Below are 20,576 nucleotides of genomic sequence, written 5' to 3'. Positions count from 1 at the left end.
ACTTAATGCTTACACCATTGATTATAACAGGGTAAAATATGTTGTCAACGGATAAATGAGAATTTCTATCAATTAAAATGGAAACAGCTCCCACATTCATGATGTGAAGCTTAAAAATAATTCTCAAATGGAGTCCTCAATGCATGAACATTGTTATTAGGCACTACATATTTTAATAATAAAAGACATGATAAAAAAAGACCGTGATCCCCTATTACCACGGTCAACGAATAGTGTGTGTGCGATTGAAAGAATAATCCATCCTTTGTCAGCCGAACAAGTGTGGATTATTTTTTTGTTTGTTTTTTCCCAACATACTTTTCACCCTTAAAGACTAATTTGCCAGATAAATCGTTTTGACATGCTCTAAATTTCGATACAAAGTTTCCCTTTCAGCTGTGATTAGTGTTAATCTTCTATTCATCACTTTCTGCAGATGGCCTATTTTTTCAATGCTATCCCCGCCATCGATGATAACAAGCTGATTCTCCAACTTCTTACATTGCTCATCAAAGCTTCGTGCTAACGGAATTTTTGTTTGATGGACAGGTAGTGATTGAGGATCTAGAGAATACGGTGTTGCGTTCTCTGGGTAAGGGATAAGCCATTTCACATGGTTCATCGAAATATATACTGTTTTATACACTGGGGAGTAGAAGACAAAGTAGTCATTCATGATACTCGTCAAATAGCCGTGAATCGACTTGTTCCCGGTTACAAACACCTCAACAAATCTGCCCTTCGCATTGTTCAACATTCTTCGGAATGAAATCGCTTGTGGATCCGTTTCAAGCGGTTTTTCTGAGGGCTGTTCATAATAGGTGCTGTTTTCCTCGATTTGGGTTTCTTTCATCCGTTGAATATGAATGGAAGGAATATAATAGAAGTTTCCCGTTCTCCCTACATATAAAACAATGATGTCCAATCCGCAATCAACTAGGTTTCCTGTATAAAAATTCCCGCCGGATATCTCAATTTCAATATTTTTCCCCATTAAATCGCTAAATTCATTCATTGTTCGTTTCTCCTTATCCCTTTATTTACTGTAGTGCCCCTCCAAAAAGCGATGATACCCAGTAGTATAAAACCACTAATGTAAACAATGTTGCCGGCGGAATAACCACAAAGGTGATTTTTACATATTCCCACCATGTAATCATGATTTTTCCTTTCCGAACGATGTGCATCCACATCAGGGTTGCAAGGGTTCCCATTGGGAGCAGCAGCGATCCCATGTCACTGCCAATGACGTTGGCTAAATAAGAGACCTTCAAGGTTAAAGTGTCTAATCCCATATGGGTTAACGTCAGGGTTCCAACCATGAGTGCAGGGTGATTGTTGAAAATATTGGAGAGAATAGATAACAGTCCCCCCATCATTACACTCGCATGGAGCAGACTTCCGGACACCATCGGCTCCATAAAGGCAATCAGCCAGTCCGTTAAACCGATATTGTTCAAACCGTAAATAATCACATACATACTAAAGGCGAAAACCAGAATATACCAAGGCGTTTTTTTCAGCATATCAGTAGGTGGAATTTTGAGATATACCCATCTCCAACCTAAAAGAATTAGGGAGCCTATTACCGCCATAACTGAAACTGGGATAGCAAAATACGATGCAACAAAAAGGCTGACACGAACAGCGAAAACAAATAGCAGGACATTGCGCATGAACTTTGATCGGTCTTTTTCAGACGAATGTTGTATTCCAGGCTTTAGCGGGTGATAGGATGATTTGGTTAGACCTCTAACATTTGTAGGAACGGTCTTCGGCAGTACTTTTTTAAAGCGAAGGAACAGCAGAAGGACTAATAATAGAAGCCCAAGTGTTGCTGGGACAAACATCATCGCCGTATGCATATATAAGCTCATATCGACAATTTTCAGGGCAATCAGATTGACGATATTACTCACACCGATGGGGGCACTCGAAGCAGTAGCTATTAAGCCGCCAGACAATAGATACGGGATTTTTTGATGATTTTTGAGACCCATATTATTGAGCAGCATGACCAGAATCGGTGTCGTAATTAAGATACTTCCATCATTATTGAAAAAAAGCGTCATGAGAAAACATAACAGATTGACATACCAGAAAAGGCGGATACCGGATCCCTTTGCTTTGGCAGCGAGCTTCTCTGCCACCCAGTTAAAGAATCCAAAGCTTTCTAGGACGATGGCCATGACAATGGTTGCGATAATGGTGATTGCGGCGCCGCTGATGGTTTCTGTAATAATACCAAGGTCAGTCAGTGTGACACTGCCGCTAATAAAAACAAGAATTGCGCCAATTGTGGCTGGAATTGCCTCGTTAATTCCGCGAGGTCTCCAAAGAATAAAGATGAGGGTGGCCACAAACGAGAATATGGTCATCCACACCATTGGTTGAAATTGCATAATGATCTCCTCTCAAATCCTTATAATTCATGATGTCATCATGAGATCGGTTATGCCTCCCCTACAGTTCGTCCGCTTCTGTCCCCCCCTTCCATTTGTCTCTCTTGTTCTGTTGTACTTTATTTATATGTGCCGCAATTGTGACAGGCTCTAGGTTTGTACCCTTTTAGGAGAAATTCCACAAAAATCTAGATACGATGGTAAAAGTAAAAAGGTGACAGGCATCATGTGAATTCTTCACATGGTGCCTGTCACCCTTTTTACTCTAATGACACTACTTATATTCTTTTGTTGTTTTTCTAAGTGGTGGTATTTCCAAATAGGTCACCACTCTCCAGATCCATTCCAATGGCCCAAACCTGATAAGGTGCAGCCAGACTGTGCTGAAGATTAGCTGGATGATATAAATCGATATACAGAGGTAAAGAGATTCCAAATAGCTAATATTGTTGAATAAATTCAGCGCCGTACCAGCCAAATAAATGAGGGCTGTTTGCAAAATATAGTTTGTCAGCGCCATTCGTCCATAGCTTTTCAACGGGGATAATACCTTTTGAAAAAAAGAGGACTGCAATAGCAAAACTAGAAGCCCCACGTAAAACGCTGAAACAATTGGCCCGATTGAAATTCCAATACTTAAGAATTCCTGGGTAACCCGGTAGTCTGCGATCGAACCATTGCCTATGATATCCGGGGCAAATTGATATTGATAAATCAGACCTAAAGCACTCAAAGCAAACATAACAGTTGTGAAAAGGACTACCTTATTACGATTGTTGGAAAGCCGCTCGAACACATGAAATTGACCTGCTGCAATGCCCAATAACATCAGCGGGAGTACCATAAACAGTTTAAATGAAAAGAGCGCGAAAACAATCAACATGATGATTCCAAACATCAGATTAACTATTTTATTCGCTTTGTAAAAAGGTAATATGAGAATACCGCAAACAGCATAAACCGTTAACGCTTCACCCGGATGATAACGGACATGGATCAGTCCTATTATAAATAGGGCGGCAATTCGCCTGAGGAATAAAAAGTATCCATTCCGCCCTTTTGCATTCGCTCGTGTAATAAAAATATAAAAGCCTACCCCAAACAAAAAGGTGAAAATTGTATAAAAGCGGCCTTCCACAAATAAATACAAAAACCTCCAGTAAGAAGCATCCATAGTGTGAGGAGCAGGTAGTTTCGCAGACAGCAATGGGACGATATTCACAAGAATAATCCCCATTAGCGCAAACCCCCGCAAATAATCCAACACATCAATCCGTTTAGTTACATCCATTGCCTCTTTACATACACCACCCATAACCTTCTCCTTTGTAGTGTTAATGGTGCCTGACACCCTTCCTACTATTAACACCATTATATAATTACAAACATATGTAAGAGGAATGCACTAAGGAATGTCATGGCGGAGATTAGGTGGAATTTACGGCGAAGGCCTGATGCTTTTTTGTGCCGCAGGTACCCCGCAAATAATGTGATACCCAGCAGTAAAATGGAAAGGTACCCGCTCCATAACTTCATGTGACCATAGCCGAGCAATGGCCCCAATTCGTAGAAATTTATCAACCCGTGTCCGATAATGACTGTTGCCCCAAGAAGTGCAATCTTAATATGCCATTTCATGAAGTACCGCGAAAATTTCGCAAGCCTTATTTTTACCTTCCGAACCGATGTCTTTCGTATCACCAAAAAGATAAAATACATATTGATATTGACGAAAAAGAGAACGACAGCCACCTGCGCCAACACCTGTCCAGCAACAACCAAGGAACTGTCATGCGGACGGATAAACCATATATACACAATCGAAATCACAATTAGTAAAATATTTGCAGCACTCCACAGCCGATGGTACATAAACGCCCCCCCTTCTCCGCTAGATTTCCAGCCGATAAATTAAAAATCTCTCATTCGGATTATGTTCATAAAGATGAGGAAGTAAGACCTCCTCTTTTAATTCAAACGAAGTATAATTTTCTAGAAAGTAAATATAATCCGCAGACGGATAATACAACACCAGTTCAATACCCCGCTCCGCTTTCCCCACCGACAGCAAGATATTATCTACAATCTTTCTAAAAACCTGAATGGAAAATGGATTAAAGAAGTAAAATCGATTCTCCCTAGCATCAATCACATATTCCTCTGCCAGACAGCAATGAAACTGTATTCGATCCCCTCCCTTTTTAGTTTTCCTTTCGTAACTCCCCTGATTTTCAACCGCAGCCTGATAAAGTAATTCATTCATTTCCACTCCAACGACAGTAGCATGAAAAAAATAGTGGAGATAAAAATTCAATCGCCCTTTCCCACAGCCAAAATCAACCACCCTGTCACTGCTTTTCACTTCATAATGCCGAAATAACTCCTCCAACGCACTATACGGTGTCGGCTCATAGGGATGGTAATGCAACAACTTGTTAGCAGGCCCACCCCCACGCCGATTGCCCTTTGTTTTAATGTTCAATAATTTATCATAATAATATTCTTTCATCGCTTGCACCTATTCTAGTATATTTAAAACAGTAACAATACCACTTCTAGATTAAACTATTTTTTGAAAAAAAGACATTACGACAGTGATATCCCTACATGAATATGATTATCAGCAAAAAAAGAAGGAAAAAGTGGTATAATGACGAAAGTTCTATAAAGAGAAGAATGATTTGTCCTAGTTACTAATCGATGAAATCATTCCACCTCAATAATCCTCTGTTTGACAAAAAATCAAGGAGGTGGTTTCATTTTGAAGATAAAAAAGATATTAAATAACAACGCCGTTGTCGTTACAGATCATAATGAAGAAAAGATTGCCATTGGTGCGGGAATCGCCTTTCAGAAAAAGAAAAATGATATTGTTAACCCAAGTAAAATAGAAAAACTTTTTGTCATGAAGGAAAATGAGAAATTCCAGCAACTGCTACTCCAAATACCTGAAGAACATTTTGCCCTTTCAGAAGAAATTATCACCTATGCTGAAGAAGCCCTCGGAGGAAAATTAAACGACCATATTCACATTGCCCTTACAGACCATTTATCCTTTGCTATTGAACGTATCCGGGATGGCATCATTCTTAAGAATAAACTTTTAAATGAAATAAAAATCCTCTATAAAAAAGAATTTGATATTGGTATGTGGGCACTCAGGCATATTGAGAAAAAGACCGGCATCAAGATGCCCGTCGATGAAGCAGCCTTTATCGCCCTCCATCTTCATACCGCGAATCTTAATGGCGGGGACATGAAGCAAACACTCCGGCAAACGGCTATTATTGGTGATATGGTGCAAACGATTAAGGATTACTTGCATATTAACATAGACGAAGACGACCTTTCATACCAGCGCTTAATGACCCATCTTCGTTTTACCATCTCAAGGATTAGCAATGGGGAAACGAATACCATCGATGATGAAATGCTAAAAATGATTACTACTAAATTTCCTACCGCCTTTAATGGTGCAAAAAAGGTAGCCAAGGAGCTTTCCGTCAACCATAGTATTCACCTCCCCGAACATGAACTGGGTTATTTAACTCTTCACATCGAAAGATTAAGAAAACGTTAATAAAAACGCCTGGACTATTATCATGTCCAGGCATTTTTTCATTTCTATTTATTCTTGCGGATTTTAACAATTTCATCGGCAACAAATTGGACATTCGTTCCGACAATAACTTGAATGCTTTGTGGACCGACGATATTGATTCCCGGTACGCCTGTCGCTTTAATTTTCTTTTGATCGACGGCTTTCATGTCTTTTACTTCCATTCTTAGGCGTGTTACACAATTATCAACAGCCACCACATTTGCGTCGCCGCCTAAGCCTTCATAAATTTGTGCTGCCATCGCCGAAAATTTGCTTTCGCCTTTGGCAAGAGAAACTCCTTCATCTTCATCTTCATCATCATCTTCACGGCCAGGAGTCTTTAAGTCGAATTTGGTAATGATAAAGCGGAATAAGAAGTAGTAAATCACCGCAAACACCAAGCCTTGGACAATTAGCCAATATGGCTGATTTGCCATTGGATTTCGTAAGCTTAGGAAAAAGTCGATAAATCCGCCGCTAAAGGCAAATCCTGCCGTCCAATGGAATGCCGCTGCAATCGCCAATGATAGACCAGTTAAAACGGCATGCACAAGATAAAGCGTTGGAGCTAAGAACATGAATGCAAATTCAATTGGTTCTGTAACCCCTGTCAAGAAGGAAGCAAAGCCTGCTGCCAACATTAACGAAGCAATTTGTTTTCTCTTTTTTGTTTTTGCCGTATGAACCATAGCTAATGCAGCTGCAGGTAACCCAAACATCATGACTGGGAAGAAACCTGCTTGATACATACCGGTAACCCCTTTTACCCCTTTACCTTTCAAGAAGTTTCCAATATCATTGATTCCGGCAACGTCAAACCAGAACACGGAGTTTAACGCATGATGTAACCCTGTTGGAATTAATAACCGGTTGAAAAAGCCGTAAAGCCCTGCACCAACTGCACCTAAATCAGAAATTGTTTTACCAAAAGAAACTAAGGCAGTATAAATCACAGGCCAAATAAAGAACAATACACCAGACACAACCAACATTGAAACCGCTGTCATAATTGGTACCAGTCGTTTCCCGCTAAAGAAGGCAAATGCGTCTGGCAGCTTTACATGACTAAAGCGATTGTACATCATCGAAGCAACAATACCTGAAAGAATACCGACAAAGGCATTTCCAATCTTTGCGAACGCTGGGTCTACCTTAGCTGCATCAATTCCCTGCAATAATGCAACCGAGCCGGTTGAAAGCAAAGTGGTTACAACCAGATAGGCAACCAAACCACTTAGCGCCGATGAACCATCCTTTTCCTTAGCCATTCCAAGTGCCACACCAACAGCAAATAGAATTGGGATATTGTCGATAATCGATCCTCCTGCTTTAATTAAGAAAGCAGCTAACGGACTATCAGCTCCCCAGCCTGTTGGATCAATCCAATATCCAATCCCTAATAAAAGGGCGGCTGCAGGTAATATGGCAACCGGCAACATCAAAGAACTTCCAAGTTTCTGAAAATACTTCTTCATCTTCTAACCCCCTATAAAATTTTTAGCAAACTACTACTAGACATCAATAAATCTACAAATGAAATGAATAATTACAGCAAAAAGAATGACGAATAGCAGCCTAAAACCATTCTACTATTTTGTCAATCACCTCCTTAAAGGCAAATTTTTATAAAAGTGAGGTGCTGCTGCATATCGCAAACAGCACTTCACTTAAAGCACATTACTTTGCAGATGCTGTAAATAGAACCGTTTTACCGGAAGTACCTTCCTTTTCCTCAGTGAAAGTATATTGCTTCTTACCCTCTTGACTATTGGTAATCACAATCGGTGTAATGGTGCTTTTAGCGTTTGTACTAATATATTCCCAATCTACCTCCATTAGGAGTTGTCCGGCAGAAACTTTGTCTCCATCTTTAACGGCAACGTTGAAGCCCTTTCCATCTAGGGCCACAGTTTCTAACCCAACATGAATAAGAATTTCCGAACCATCTTCAGCTCGAATGCCAATTGCATGTTTAGTTTCCGCAACAAGAATGACAGTCCCTTTTACTGGGGAAACGATATCTCCGTTTGTAGGCATGACGGCAATCCCCTCCCCCATCATTTTTTGACTGAATACGGGATCCGGGACCTCTTCAAGAGAAACAATCTTACCATTTACCGGTGTATAAAATTCAACTGGTGCTTTTTTAAAAAAATTAAACATTACAATTACCCCTTTACTTTTTTGTTTATGGTTCCCAAAAGATGTAAGAAACAACAAAAAAGGCATGGGGGTACAAATAAACGGACATAGAAATCCATTCATTTTTACCACCATGCCTGATCGTATCAGTAACATGTGATCACTATTTAAATTTATAGTTCAATCATACCACTAATCAAAAAAAATACAAGATGCAAACGCAAGCATTCTCTTGGGGGAGATTAATTATTTGATCAACAGACCATTTTTAGTCCGTTAACCTTTTTTCACTAACTCTCCGATAATTTTTTCACAAATTTCATGGGTATCGAGCGCATCTAATGCCGTGAACCTTGGCTTTGCGTTTGTTCCAACAGCATCAATGAAATCAGTGGCCATTTGTTCAAAGCCACGTCTGAATAGAGTCGGCTCCCAGTCGCTGCTGCGAACTTCTACCGTTTCCATGCCCCTTGAGATCACTAGCTTCGATACATTATAAACTGTCCTCTTTTCCACCGGCCCCATGACTTCAGCAACTTCCTCATTCGTTCCATTATCTCTGTTCATGATGCCGATGGCTGTCGCTCCACCCGAAATAAATTGAACGACAACATGGTAAAGTTCGCCACCTTCCATTCTGCCATTTACAATCAGGTCTTCGATGGGGTGCGGAAATAAATATCTCATCGTATCAACTACATGTATGAAATCGTCATAAATAAACGTTCGTGGTTCTCCCGGCAGACCCTTGCGATTTTTTTGGACAATCACCATATTCGGATCAGCCACTTCCTTCAGCTTCATGTATGAAGGTGCATATCTTCTATTAAAACCAGTCATCAGGAGAAGACCCTTCTCCTCCGCCAATTCAACAAGCCTTTTTGCCCCTTCGTAATAATCCGTAATCGGTTTATCCACAAACACATGAATGTTGTGTTGTAATAGTTGATGGACAATTTCTTCATGAGTAGAGGTTGAGGAATGAATAAATGCTCCCTTAATCCCGCTTTCCAGTAAAGACTCAAGACTACTGTGAAGATGTTCAAAACGGTATTGGCTGCCAATAGATTGCAGCTTCTCTTGATTTCTTGTGTAAAAATGAAATTCCACATCTTTTATTTTACTGTAGACCGGCAGATACGCCTTTTGTGCAATATCACCCAGTCCAATTACACCAATTTTCAGCACTTACTATCCCTCCATTTTCCAAAACATTCCATTGAGTAAAGCTTATCATATTATCTATTAAAAAAGCCCCATCTATCGAAACAGATGAGGCTTAGGTTTTATTCTTTTGTTACTAATTTAAGTGGAGCTGGGATCATTTTTTCAACCTTTTTCCCTTGGACAACATCCCGGCCGGCATCTACCGCAAGCTTGCCGATGAGTTGCGGTTGCTGGGCTACAGTTGCTTCCAGTTTACCCGCTTTAATGGCATTGAGCGCATCATCGTTACCATCGAAGCCGATCACCATAATATCTTTGCCTGAGCTGTTAATCGCTTCAATTGCCCCTAATGCCATTTCATCATTATGTGCAAATACCGCTTTAATATCAGGGTTTGCCTGTATTAGATTTTCCATAACCGTTAAGCCCTTTGTCCGGTCAAAGTCGGCTGCTTGTTTCGCAGTTACGGTTAATTTCGTATCCGCAACGTTATGAAATCCTTTTCCTCGTTCCCGTGTAGCCGAAGCACCCGGAACACCTTCTAGTTCAGCGACCTGGACCTTTTCACCGAGCTGATCCACAATATATTCAGCAGCCATTTCACCGCCTTTAATATTATCCGAAGCTACTAGGGCTTCCACCTTCCCTTTGTCAGCCGAACGGTCAAGCGTGATGACTGGAATATTGATATTATTTGCTGATTGCACAGCCGTTGAGATAGCTGCGGAGTCCGTTGGATTAATGAGTAAAAGATCGACACCCTGTTGAATTAAATCCTCCACATCATTAATTTGCTTGGCAGAGTCATTTTGGGCATCTACTACTTTAACTTCCATTCCCAAAGATTTTGCCTCTTTGATTACACCATCCTTCAAAGAGACGAAAAATGGATTGTTTAAGGTTGAAACGGATAAGCCTATTTTAATATCTTTTAAGTTTTCTTTTTTAGCGGGCTTGGCCCACTCTGGCGGCTGCATCGAACATGCGCCTAAAAGCAAGAGTGTGAATGACATAAATATTGCGAGTAATTTTTTCATCAATAAGCCCCTCCTTATGCTGATTTTTTCCGATCAAGTAAGACAGCGATAATAATGACAATCCCTTTGACGACCATTTGATAGAAGGAAGATACACCAAGAAGGTTTAAGCCATTATTTAACGTACCAATGATTAACGCACCAACTAGTGTTCCAAAAATTCTTCCTTTTCCTCCAGAAAGACTTGTCCCGCCCAATACAACCGCAGCGATTGCATCAAGTTCATAGGATGTACCCGCTGTTGGCTGTGCTGAATTCAAGCGTGATGTTAAAATCGCACCTGCTAAAGCGGCAAGCAATCCGGAAAGACCATAAATCATGACCTTAACCTTGTCTACTTTAATCCCGGAAATCAAGGAAGCTTTTTCATTCCCGCCAATCGCATACGTTTTACGGCCAAACGGTGTTTTGTGAAGAATAATAAATAAAATAGCAAATGTAATAATCATGGTAATCGCTGGAACAGGAATACCAAGGAAATAGCCACGGCCAAATAATTGGAATAAATGATTATCGCCAAGTCCTGTAATAGGATTCCCTTTTGTATAAACAAGCGTCAGACCTCTAAAGGCCGTCATCGATGCTAATGTTGCAATAAATGGAGCCATTTTCCCTTTTGTAATCAATAATCCATTGACCATTCCCATAACCGCACCAAGGATACATCCGACTAGAATGGCAAGAATCGGATCAATTCCCGAAACTATCATCCCTGCAGTTAACGCGCTCGATAATGCGAGGATTGCTCCGACGGATAGATCAATCCCACCCGTTAAAATAACAAAGGTCATCCCAAATGCTATCAAAGCATTGATTGCTACCTGTCTCAACAGGTTTAAGATATTTAATGGTTCAAGAAAACTAGGGTTTAAAACGGAAACGATAATAATCAACACGATTAATCCAAGTAATGGACCAAGTTTTTGCGTCATCGTATTGATAAAATTGGCTTTGCCGGCTGGAGCACTTTCATTGATTGCTTTCATCTCACAGACCTCCTGTTGCGAATGTCATAATTTTTTCTTGGGTCGCTTCTTCTTTCGTAAGCTCGCCCGTTATTTTTCCTTCATGAATAACAAGGATGCGGTCACTCATTCCAAGAACTTCCGGTAATTCCGACGAGACCATGATGATGGCTACTCCCCGATCCGTCAATTCATTCATTAATTGGTAGATTTCCCGCTTCGCACCGACATCGACACCCCTAGTAGGTTCATCTAATATGAGCACCTTAGGACTAATTCCTAACCATTTCGCGATGACGACCTTTTGCTGATTTCCACCTGATAAATCTCCCACTCTCGTATCTGCCGATTCAGTTTTAACGGTTAAACGCTTGACCAGCATCTCGACAAAGTCACGCTCACTTTTTTCATTAATAACCCCTTTTGGCGCAAAGCTGTAAAGTGTCGGTAAGGAGATATTTTCCTTTATTGAAAAATCTAAAATTAATCCTTCATCTTTGCGATCCTCTGTGATGAAGCCAATTCCAAGTTTGACTGCCTGGTCAGGTGATTTAATCGTGACATGCTTGCCATCCAGCCAAATTTCACCGCTGTCCATTGCATCAAGACCGAAAATGGCGCGCATGATTTCCGTACGTCCAGCACCCATTAACCCAGATACCCCGACAATTTCTCCGGAACGAACGGAAAAATTTATCCGATTGAATGCACCCTTTTTCGTTAAATCTTTTACCTGCAGCATGGTCTCGCCAAGTTTGGATTCGCGACTTGGAAAGCGGTCTGTCAGTTCCCTGCCGACCATTTTTTTAACCACTTCATCAAAATTTGTATCTGGAATTGACTTCGTATCAACGGTTTTTCCATCACGCATGACGGTTATCCGATCACAAATCGCGAATATTTCCTCCATACGGTGTGAAATATAGACAATCGCGACTCCCTCTTTCTTTAGTGAAGAAATGACCTCGAAAAGCTTTTCGATTTCCCGTTCCGTCAAGGCGGCTGTCGGTTCATCCATAATAATTACTTTTGCTTCAGTCATTAACGCTTTGGCAATTTCAATCATCTGCTGTTCACCAACTGAACATGCCCCTGCCTCTTTATCCAACGGAATCGAGACAGCCAAGCGATCAAACTGCTTTTTCGCCAGCGCTTTCATTTCTTTCATTTTTAATAAGCCGAAAGGAGTCTTCAATTCTTTCCCAATAAACAGGTTTTCCAGCACCGTCATATCACGCCAAATATTTAATTCCTGATGGATAAAAGTAATCCCCTTTTGCTCCGCTTCCTTTGGATTATGGAAATAGGTTTCTTTGCCATCAATCGTAATCGTTCCTTTATCACGAGCATGAAGCCCTGTCAGGACATTCATCATCGTTGATTTCCCGGCTCCATTTTCACCCATTAGTGCATGGACCTCGCCTGCCCGTAGATCAAAATCAACGCCTGTTAATACTTGATTGGTTCCAAATGCTTTATAGATGTCCTGCATCATGATTTGCATGTTCATCACCTCAATTTTTTAGAAAAATACGCCTGATTGTAAAATAATATTGGCATACGGTGTAATCTCACCTGTGCGAATCACAGCCTTAGCATGTTTCGTCAGCTGTTTAAAGTCTTCATGAGAAACCTGCTCGGAAATAGCGTCAGTAAATTTCTCTTTTAGGTATTTAGCTGTCTCAGGATTTTCTGTTTCAATTTCAGAAGCGATGATGACTTTTTCAATCACCATATCCTCTGCAACGGCATCTACCACTTCTGTAAATGTTGGTGTCCCCGCCTTAATGGCTAAATCGATTTTGGCGACTCCTTCAGGAATCGGTAATCCCGCATCTGCGATAACGATATAATCCGTATGGCCAAGGTCGCTTAAAACCTTTGAAATATGGCTATTTAACATTCCATGACGTTTCATTTTAGAGGCTCCCTTCTACTTCTGTGCGTGTCGGCATTCCGCCTTGGGCTCCGAATTTTGTAACGGACAGCGATGCTGCCCTGTTAGCAAAACGGACGGCTTCTTTAAGTCCTTGACCCTCTGCTAGCGCTACTGCAAATGCTGCGTTAAAGGTATCACCCGCACCAGTTGTATCAACCGCCTCTACTGTATAAGTAGGAACTAGTACTTCTTGTTCACCATCGTGATAGCGGACACCATTTTTTCCTTCTGTAATAAATAACTTGTTTGGATTTTCCGCCAACGCTTCGTGGATATCTTTATTTTGAAAAAGAACAGCCGCTTCCAATTCATTTGGTGTTAGATATGCTGCCTTGGCGATCACGTCTTTACTGATCGGCCTTGATGGTGCAGGATTCAATAATAATGGCACGTGATGGGCATGACATAGTTCACTCACATACTCGACCGTTTCTTCAGGAATCTCTTGCTGAATCAGAACAATATCAGAAGTGCGAATAACATCTAGTGCCTTTCCAACAAACTCCGGTGTGACATGATTATTAGCACCCTTTACGACGATAATACTGTTATCACCTTCAGCAAGGGTTATATGTGCAGTACCGCTTTCTGAATGTGTAACCGGTTCCACATAGTCGGTTAAAACACCGTTTTCTTTAAAATTATCTAAAATTTCTTTTCCGAAGCCATCCTCGCCTACACAGCCAACCATAAAGACCTCTGCCCCTAACCGTGCGGCGGCTACTGCCTGGTTGGCTCCTTTGCCGCCAGGCACTGTTTTAAATGATTCACCTAGAATCGTTTCACCCTTATCTGGCCTTCTTTCCGCTGTAACAACTAAATCTATCGAAGAGCTTCCGATTACTGTAACTTTAACCATGTTCCTCAACCTTTCTTGTCGTCTGTCTTTCAATAAATGCAACAGGCAATTGAATATTTTTTTCAAATCCTTTTTCATTGTTTATTAATCTAATTAACAGTTTCGCTGCTTCCCTCCCCATCTCATAAGCAGGCTGCTTAATGGTTGATAAAGGCGGGAAAAGTAAGCGGCTGAGAGGAATATCATCATAGCCGATGATTTGAAGGTCGGCTGGAATCGCTTTCCCTTGGCGCAGTGCCTCATGTAGAACGGCAGCAGCGACCACATCATTACTGGCAATCACACCATCTGTATCAGGATATTTTTCAAATAACTCTTTCGCCCATTTTTCAGCATCTCCAAAAGCAAATGAATCCGTTATAATGACATTGAAATTTACATTTGCCTTAACTAGCATATCGATTGCCCCTTGAAATCGATCTTGGGCCGTTTGAACTTCAATAGGTCCTCGCAGTAAGGTAATCCTTTTACATCCCCTCGTTATCATTTCTTTTGCCGCTTTTCTTCCTCCCTCTAAACCATCAGCATAGACAGAAGGGTACTTGTCAGAAGTTCTGTCAAGAAAAACAACGGGTAAGGAGAGATTTTCATAATGACTTATATCGGTATGATTTGTTGCTGAGATGATACCGATTACATTATTCTGTTTAAATGTTTGAATATAATCCAGTTCCTTACTCTTTTTCTCATCCGCATTGCCAATAATCAGCCTGAAATCACGTTCTTGCATTTCATCCTCGACGCCGCGTGCCAATTCAGGAAAAAATGGATTGCGGATGTCCGGCAGTAACAGCCCAATTAATCGTGACTTTTTCTTATATAAAGATCTGGCCACTTCATTCGGTTTATAATTTAATTTTTTAATCGCATCTTTTATTAGCTTTCGTGTGTCTTCATGTACGTAGCCATTGTCATTTAATGTTCTTGATACCGTAGCTACTGACACACCAGCCTCTTTTGCAACATCTTTTATTGTTGCCACTTGAGATTCACCTCTATTGTGTAACCGGTTCCACATACAGATTAACATAATTTTTTTCCCTATGCAAGTCCCTAGATTTTGAGTTGTCCCAAATCCTGAGCCAGTCCCTCTCCTTGATGAGGAACTGAACCCAAATCAGTGGGAAAGTTTTTCAGCCCTTGACTTCCGAATCGAATGGATAATAAACGTAATGACAAACGCAAGCACCATGACCAAAATAAAAATTTCATTTGAAATATGGATTTCTACGAGCGTCAGCCCCATCTTAACCGCAATAAAGGTGATTAACACGTACGCAGTTGTTTCAAGTTCCGGGACTCTATTCATAAGACTAATGAAAAATGTAGCAACCCCCCGCATTAACAGAATCCCAATCATCCCGCCAAGCAGGATAACCCAAACTTCCTCTGATACAGCTAGTGCAGTCAAAATACTATCAACAGAAAACGCTAAATCCATTAACTCAACACTAATGACTGTCGCCCAAAATACACCAAACGTTTTCGTTAACCAGCCTTTTGGCTGATGTGTTTCTTCCTCTTCGCCACCATCTTTATTTTTAAATTTCTCGATAAAAAACTTGACGGACAACCAGAGCAAATAGAGCGCACCAATTAATTTAATGAACCACAGTTTAATGAGGAATGTTCCCAGTCCAATAAAAATAAAGCGGAATAAATAAGCTCCCCATAGGCCATACACTAACGCCTTCTTCTGCTGTTGTTTTGGTAATGGTTTAACAAAAGCAGACAATACCAACGCATTATCCGCGGATAAAATACACTCCAGTACTGCTAAGGATAAGATCATGCCCCACGCTTTGGGTGAGGTCAGGACATCTGCCCACATATGCCAATCTAACATGGAGGCAAAAGTGGATAAAACTTCATTTAGCATATTCACTACTCCTTTAATGTTAAAACAATCGTCACTTAGTCTGCCCATAATACACAATAAACACTATAGTACTTTTTACTGTAATAACCAAGAAAAACGAAGAAAGGGTGTCAGGCACCATCTGTTTACTCTTGTAAATTATTGAAAATATTTGAAATTGTTCCTTTTTGGTTTATAGTAGAATTGGAGAGATAAATAATAGAGTTGATGGGGGTATATTGTGAAGAAGAGGGTTTGGATTTGGGTTGTATCGATTGTTGTTTTACTTGTCATCGGAGGGACAGCGGCTTACTTCTCTATCAAAGGCGAGGCAAAGCCTACCGGTATAGAGGCAGGTAATATGGGGGTAACGGTTCAAAAAGCTAGTGAACAAGAATTGACTGAAACTATTCTTGTTACCGGCAAAATTGTCCCTGAAAGTGAGCAGAAGGTTTTCTTAGAACCTGAAAAGGGAGAGATTAGTGAATATAAAGTGGCGGAAAATCAGTCTGTTAAAGCTGGTGACGCTCTACTAATCTACGATTCTTCAAAAATAGATAATGAACTAAAAAAAGCAGCTCGTGAAAAGGAATTACTGCAAAGTAAAGGAAAGACTGAACAAAATCAAATTGCCGATTTAAACAAACGAATCGCCGAAGCGAAAAAGAATGCGACCACAAAAAGTGCCGAAACAGGTGAAGAAAGTGCACCACAAATAGACGTGAACCAGTTAGCAGCTGAAAAGGTTCAACTAGAGATGGGATATGAAGGTACAAAATCAGAAATAGCCGCAGCTGATGACCGCATCAAAGAACTAAATGCACAGAAAAAAGAGATGACGATTGTCAGCAAAATGGATGGGATTATCGTTAAGGTGAACCAAAATGTGGCAAAGACCGAAGCCGGAGCAGCTGAACCTGTTATCCATATTATTTCAAGCCAGCCTTATAAAGTAATTGGCACGATGAGTGAATTTGACGCGGTAAAGATTCAGCAAGGGCAGCCAGTCATCATCCATCCAAAGGTGTATAAAGACCGCGAATGGAAAGGTGCCATTGAATCTGTTTCCCAATTTCCGAATGCCGAAGGCGGCGGTGGTGAAGACTTTGGCGGCGGCGCTCCCGGCGGCAATGTGACGATGTATCCGTTTAAGGTAGCAATTACAGATGATACGTCAGAGTTACGTCAAGGCTTCCATGTTTCTTTAGAAATTAAAGTCGGCGGTGCTGACAAAAAACTCGTGATCCCGCATCCAGCTCTAGTTGATGAAGGTGGGAGCAAAATTATTTATATCCTAGTAGAAGGAAAGCTTGAAAGACGGGAAGTGAAAACGGGTGCAATGAACGATGAATTCATCGAAATTACCGATGGAGTTAAGCTGGGTGAACTTGTCGTCATTACTCCTAATCCAGAAATGCATGATGGAATGGAAGTGACCTCTTTTGATGAAGCTGAGTGAAATAACAAAAGTGTATGGAAAGGGATCGCTTGAAGTTCCTGTGCTGCATGGCGTTGATTTAACGATTGAGGATGGAGAGTTTGTTGCTATCATGGGACCATCAGGTTCCGGTAAATCTACCTTAATGAATATCATTGGCTTTTTAGATTATCCCACTTCAGGTACATTTGAATTAAATGGTGAAAAAGTCGATTCCGCAAAAGAAAGTGCCTTGGCACGCTTACGAAATGAACATATCGGTTTTGTTTTTCAACAATTCTTCATGTTTCCAAGGGATAACGCCATCAAAAACGTGGCATCCCCTCTCATTTATGCCGGGGTATCGAAACGAGAACGGACAGAAAGAGCCAAACAAATGCTAGTAAAGGTCGGATTAGAAGATCGAATGAAGCATTTGCCGAATCAATTGTCAGGCGGCCAAAAGCAGCGTGTTGCCATCGCAAGAGCCCTCGTCAATAATCCAACGATTATTCTAGCAGATGAGCCGACCGGGGCACTTGATTCAAAAACAAGCGCGCAAATCATGAAGCTGTTTATGCAGTTGAACGAAGAAGGAAAGACGGTTATTATCGTCACACACGAAGAGGAAATAGCGGCATATGCCAAACGAATTATTACCATAAAAGATGGCCTGATTACCGATGACCGGAGGGTGGCACCATGAACATTTGGGAGAGTTTCAAAATTGCCCTATCCTCCATCTGGAATCATAAGGTAAGGTCGATTTTAACGATGCTCGGTATTATCATCGGGGTCGCCGCCGTTATCTTGATAGTTGCGATTGGACAAGGAACAAGGAAACAGATGACAAACGAATTGTTTGGTACTGATAAGAATGCAATCGATCTTTATTATGAATACACCCCGCCTGAAGGAGAGCCGGAGCAATTTTGGCAGGAGCCGGAATTGACAACAGAAGATATTCAAACACTTGCTAAGGTTCCAGGTGTAAAAGCGGTAATTGCTATTAATCATGGCTGGGGCGCCATGGTCCGTAATGACGAGCGTGCAGATATGCAAATTACCGGTGTCGGTGCAGAGTTCTTCACTGCAAAAAGTATTAAGGTTGTCGAAGGACGTGCTTTGTACGCTGCTGATAATGATGGCTTGAACCGGGTAGTCCTTATTGACACCGGTGCAAGGAAGAAATTTTTCAAGGAAACGGAAAATCCAATTGGCGAAATCATTGACTTAAATGATAATCCCTACAAGGTCGTAGGCGTCTATGAATCCCCCATCCCTGAACAGTACCGAAATCCCGATGGCGGAGAAATGTTGATGCCGCGTTCAGTCATCTCAATGATGTTCGGCAACCGGGAGATCGAACAATTATCAGTGATTGCCAGTGATGCTGAAAAGGTTTCTGAAACCGGCAAACTAGCTGCAGCGACACTCACAGAAAAAAAGAGTCTGGAAAATGGAAAATATTCAACAAACGACTTTGAAGATTATGAAAAAGAATTAAACACGATGATTTCCTTACTGACATTACTAATTGGCAGTATCGCCGGGATCTCCCTCTTAGTCGGCGGGATTGGTGTAATGAATATTATGCTAGTTTCTGTGACAGAAAGAACGAGAGAAATCGGCCTTCGAAAGGCGATTGGCGCTACTAGAAGGAAAATTCTTTTGCAATTTCTTATCGAAGCCATCACTTTAACGTCATTAGGCGGGCTGCTTGGTATTGGACTTGCGGCAATCGGTACCATCTTAGTTTCTAAACTATCCCCGATTTCAGCAACAGTCAGTCCATTGATTGTCCTAATAGGAGTTAGTTTTTCCGCCCTAATTGGGATCATTTTCGGGCTCCTCCCTGCTAACAAAGCATCGAAGCTCAGTCCAATTGATGCTCTGAGATATGAATAAAAAGAAAAAGGTCAGTCCCCCATCTTCTTAACGAGATGGGAGACTGACCTCTTATTTTAATCAGTACCAAGTGTAACGCCGAGTTTTTTTAAGTATTGCCGATAAGCAATGCTCATTCGGTCACATTTTAATGATAATTCCACCTGCAAATCAAGCGGCAGATCCTCTGGTTTCTGATTTTCAACGATTGGCTTGTCTTGAGCAAAAATCATATCCTGAAACGCTACAATTTCCTCATCCGTTGTACCTGTTTCATAGTTGAAAGACATAATTCCATAGGCAATGGACTTACACTCTGCAACAGGCAGAATGGTTAGAAGAATCGTCATTTTGTTCTCCGTATCAGGATCTCTTTTTGTAAAAAGAACAGTTAAAGGACGAATAATTTCATACGTATAAAAAACATCCTTGGACTGTCCGCTGCCATCCGGGTCAGGCTGGAAGATGGCGATTTCATCTGTAAAAATCCGTCCCTCTTCTATATGAACATCGTAATCCCCGATAACAGGATGTTCTTGTACCCCAAGAAATCCCTCATGAATAAAGGAAAGATGACCGACATCCAGGAAGTTCTCCACAATTCTTGGCGGATTCGCATTTACTTCCTGCGGTCCCCATAAGACATTACGATAATGTTCATCAGAATAATAGGAATAATCAAAAAATGGCGGGTTATTGTTATTAAGATTAACCCAAACAAATCCATATGCTTCTTTACATGTATATTTAATTGCTTTCGCTTTTAATGGAATCGATCTTCCCTCAGGGAGCTGGGGGATTTTTGTACAGGTACCGGCAGAATTATATTCCCAGCCGTGGTAAGGACACACAAGATTCCCGTCTTTGACACAGCCAAGTGATAAAGCAGCACCTCGATGAATGCACAGATCCTTAAAGGCGTGGACTCCTTCTTCGTTACGGAAAAAAACAATCCTCTCACCTAATATGGTTACTTGTAATGGTTCCTCTTTTACATCCTCACCTTTACAAGCAACAATCCAGTCACTGCGTAAAACGTTATCTTCCAAAAGCATGATTTCCATCCCTTCGTTGACGAATTCTGTTTGATTACCTTTATTTTAGGAAGTATTTTTTAAAAAGTCAACACAAAACACGAACATTATTTGAACATAATATAAAAATATACGTATTTTACTGTTTACAATTGCTTAGTTGTTATTTATAATTCAAGTAAAGTTTTTAATACGAACGTAGTAAAAACTCCTTCTATAGTTTCAATGAAAGTTGCCTATATATGTTTGTTTCACAGTTATTTAATGT

At 40.8% G+C, this 20,576-nt stretch carries 20 protein-coding genes; 4 read left to right on the top strand and 16 right to left on the bottom strand.

All coding sequences use genetic code 11. The features are described 5' to 3' along the window. Nucleotides 1–334: 334 nt before the first annotated feature. From BABA_RS14435 to BABA_RS14415, 5 genes are all read right to left on the bottom strand, one after another. Nucleotides 335–1,015, bottom strand: coding sequence for a hypothetical protein (locus tag BABA_RS14435; protein WP_007085939.1), 681 nt, complete (start codon nucleotides 1,013–1,015; stop codon nucleotides 335–337). 25 nt (nucleotides 1,016–1,040) lie between these two features. After that, entirely contained in the window at nucleotides 1,041–2,402 is a 1,362-nt protein-coding gene (locus tag BABA_RS14430; protein WP_007085938.1) for an arsenic transporter, read from the bottom strand. 274 nt (nucleotides 2,403–2,676) lie between these two features. Then, entirely contained in the window at nucleotides 2,677–3,717 is a 1,041-nt protein-coding gene (locus tag BABA_RS14425; protein ID WP_007085937.1) for a DUF418 domain-containing protein, read from the bottom strand. Nucleotides 3,718–3,773: 56 nt separating this feature from the next. After that, the gene (locus BABA_RS14420) at nucleotides 3,774–4,274 is read right to left on the bottom strand and encodes a hypothetical protein (protein WP_007085936.1); all 501 of its coding nucleotides are present in this window, start codon (nucleotides 4,272–4,274) and stop codon (nucleotides 3,774–3,776) included. Nucleotides 4,275–4,293: 19 nt separating this feature from the next. Beyond that, nucleotides 4,294–4,911 (bottom strand): SAM-dependent methyltransferase, encoded by a 618-nt coding sequence (locus BABA_RS14415; RefSeq protein ID WP_007085935.1) that lies wholly within the window; start codon nucleotides 4,909–4,911, stop codon nucleotides 4,294–4,296. Between the two features lie 252 nt (nucleotides 4,912–5,163). On the opposite strand from BABA_RS14415, the gene BABA_RS14410 reads away from it, so the two are divergent. Next, nucleotides 5,164–5,982 (top strand): PRD domain-containing protein, encoded by an 819-nt coding sequence (locus BABA_RS14410; protein WP_007085934.1) that lies wholly within the window; start codon nucleotides 5,164–5,166, stop codon nucleotides 5,980–5,982. A gap of 44 nt (nucleotides 5,983–6,026) precedes the next feature. On the opposite strand, the gene nagE is transcribed toward BABA_RS14410, so the two are convergent. The 10 genes from nagE to BABA_RS14360 form a co-directional block, all read right to left on the bottom strand. After that, a complete protein-coding gene (gene nagE / locus BABA_RS14405; protein WP_007085933.1) occupies nucleotides 6,027–7,478 on the bottom strand; it encodes an N-acetylglucosamine-specific PTS transporter subunit IIBC in 1,452 nt (483 codons plus the stop codon). A gap of 202 nt (nucleotides 7,479–7,680) precedes the next feature. Beyond that, nucleotides 7,681–8,166, bottom strand: a complete 486-nt coding sequence (locus BABA_RS14400) for a PTS sugar transporter subunit IIA (protein ID WP_040346455.1) — start codon at nucleotides 8,164–8,166, stop codon at nucleotides 7,681–7,683. Nucleotides 8,167–8,421: 255 nt separating this feature from the next. After that, nucleotides 8,422–9,333, bottom strand: coding sequence for a Gfo/Idh/MocA family protein (locus tag BABA_RS14395; protein WP_007085931.1), 912 nt, complete (start codon nucleotides 9,331–9,333; stop codon nucleotides 8,422–8,424). Nucleotides 9,334–9,431: 98 nt separating this feature from the next. After that, on the bottom strand, nucleotides 9,432–10,349 hold the full coding sequence (gene rbsB, locus BABA_RS14390) for a ribose ABC transporter substrate-binding protein RbsB (RefSeq protein ID WP_007085930.1): 918 nt from the start codon (nucleotides 10,347–10,349) through the stop codon (nucleotides 9,432–9,434). 14 nt (nucleotides 10,350–10,363) lie between these two features. Continuing rightward, on the bottom strand, nucleotides 10,364–11,335 hold the full coding sequence (gene rbsC / locus BABA_RS14385; protein ID WP_007085929.1) for a ribose ABC transporter permease RbsC: 972 nt from the start codon (nucleotides 11,333–11,335) through the stop codon (nucleotides 10,364–10,366). 1 nt (nucleotide 11,336) lies between these two features. After that, the gene (locus BABA_RS14380; protein WP_007085928.1) at nucleotides 11,337–12,818 is read right to left on the bottom strand and encodes a sugar ABC transporter ATP-binding protein; all 1,482 of its coding nucleotides are present in this window, start codon (nucleotides 12,816–12,818) and stop codon (nucleotides 11,337–11,339) included. 18 nt (nucleotides 12,819–12,836) lie between these two features. After that, complete coding sequence (rbsD, locus tag BABA_RS14375; protein ID WP_007085927.1) at nucleotides 12,837–13,232, bottom strand: D-ribose pyranase; 396 nt, start codon at nucleotides 13,230–13,232, stop codon at nucleotides 12,837–12,839. A gap of 1 nt (nucleotide 13,233) precedes the next feature. Then, the gene (gene rbsK, locus BABA_RS14370; RefSeq protein WP_007085926.1) at nucleotides 13,234–14,112 is read right to left on the bottom strand and encodes a ribokinase; all 879 of its coding nucleotides are present in this window, start codon (nucleotides 14,110–14,112) and stop codon (nucleotides 13,234–13,236) included. Next, a complete protein-coding gene (locus BABA_RS14365) occupies nucleotides 14,105–15,094 on the bottom strand; it encodes a LacI family DNA-binding transcriptional regulator (RefSeq protein ID WP_007085925.1) in 990 nt (329 codons plus the stop codon). The genes rbsK and BABA_RS14365 overlap by 8 nt, the downstream gene beginning before the upstream one ends. A gap of 135 nt (nucleotides 15,095–15,229) precedes the next feature. Continuing rightward, complete coding sequence (locus tag BABA_RS14360) at nucleotides 15,230–15,991, bottom strand: TerC family protein (protein WP_007085924.1); 762 nt, start codon at nucleotides 15,989–15,991, stop codon at nucleotides 15,230–15,232. A 220-nt stretch (nucleotides 15,992–16,211) separates the two neighbouring features. Between BABA_RS14360 and BABA_RS14355 the strand changes: the two genes are divergently transcribed. Genes BABA_RS14355 through BABA_RS14345 form a run of 3 tightly spaced genes read left to right on the top strand, consistent with a single transcriptional unit; the run spans nucleotide 16,212 to nucleotide 19,295 of the window. Continuing rightward, nucleotides 16,212–17,429, top strand: coding sequence for an efflux RND transporter periplasmic adaptor subunit (locus tag BABA_RS14355; protein WP_007085923.1), 1,218 nt, complete (start codon nucleotides 16,212–16,214; stop codon nucleotides 17,427–17,429). Then, nucleotides 17,413–18,093, top strand: coding sequence for an ABC transporter ATP-binding protein (locus tag BABA_RS14350; RefSeq protein WP_007085922.1), 681 nt, complete (start codon nucleotides 17,413–17,415; stop codon nucleotides 18,091–18,093). Before BABA_RS14355 ends, BABA_RS14350 begins: the two co-directional genes overlap by 17 nt. Beyond that, a complete protein-coding gene (locus tag BABA_RS14345) occupies nucleotides 18,090–19,295 on the top strand; it encodes an ABC transporter permease (protein WP_007085921.1) in 1,206 nt (401 codons plus the stop codon). The genes BABA_RS14350 and BABA_RS14345 overlap by 4 nt, the downstream gene beginning before the upstream one ends. A gap of 56 nt (nucleotides 19,296–19,351) precedes the next feature. On the opposite strand, the gene BABA_RS14340 is transcribed toward BABA_RS14345, so the two are convergent. Beyond that, nucleotides 19,352–20,329, bottom strand: a complete 978-nt coding sequence (locus BABA_RS14340; RefSeq protein WP_007085920.1) for an aromatic ring-hydroxylating oxygenase subunit alpha — start codon at nucleotides 20,327–20,329, stop codon at nucleotides 19,352–19,354. Nucleotides 20,330–20,576: the final 247 nt, after the last annotated feature.

Source organism: Neobacillus bataviensis LMG 21833, from assembly GCF_000307875.1.
GTDB classification, from domain to species: Bacteria; Bacillota; Bacilli; order Bacillales; family Cytobacillaceae; genus Neobacillus; species Neobacillus bataviensis.
The sequence above is the reverse complement of the archived record's forward strand: the minus strand, read 5'-3'. Positions and strand labels throughout refer to the sequence as shown.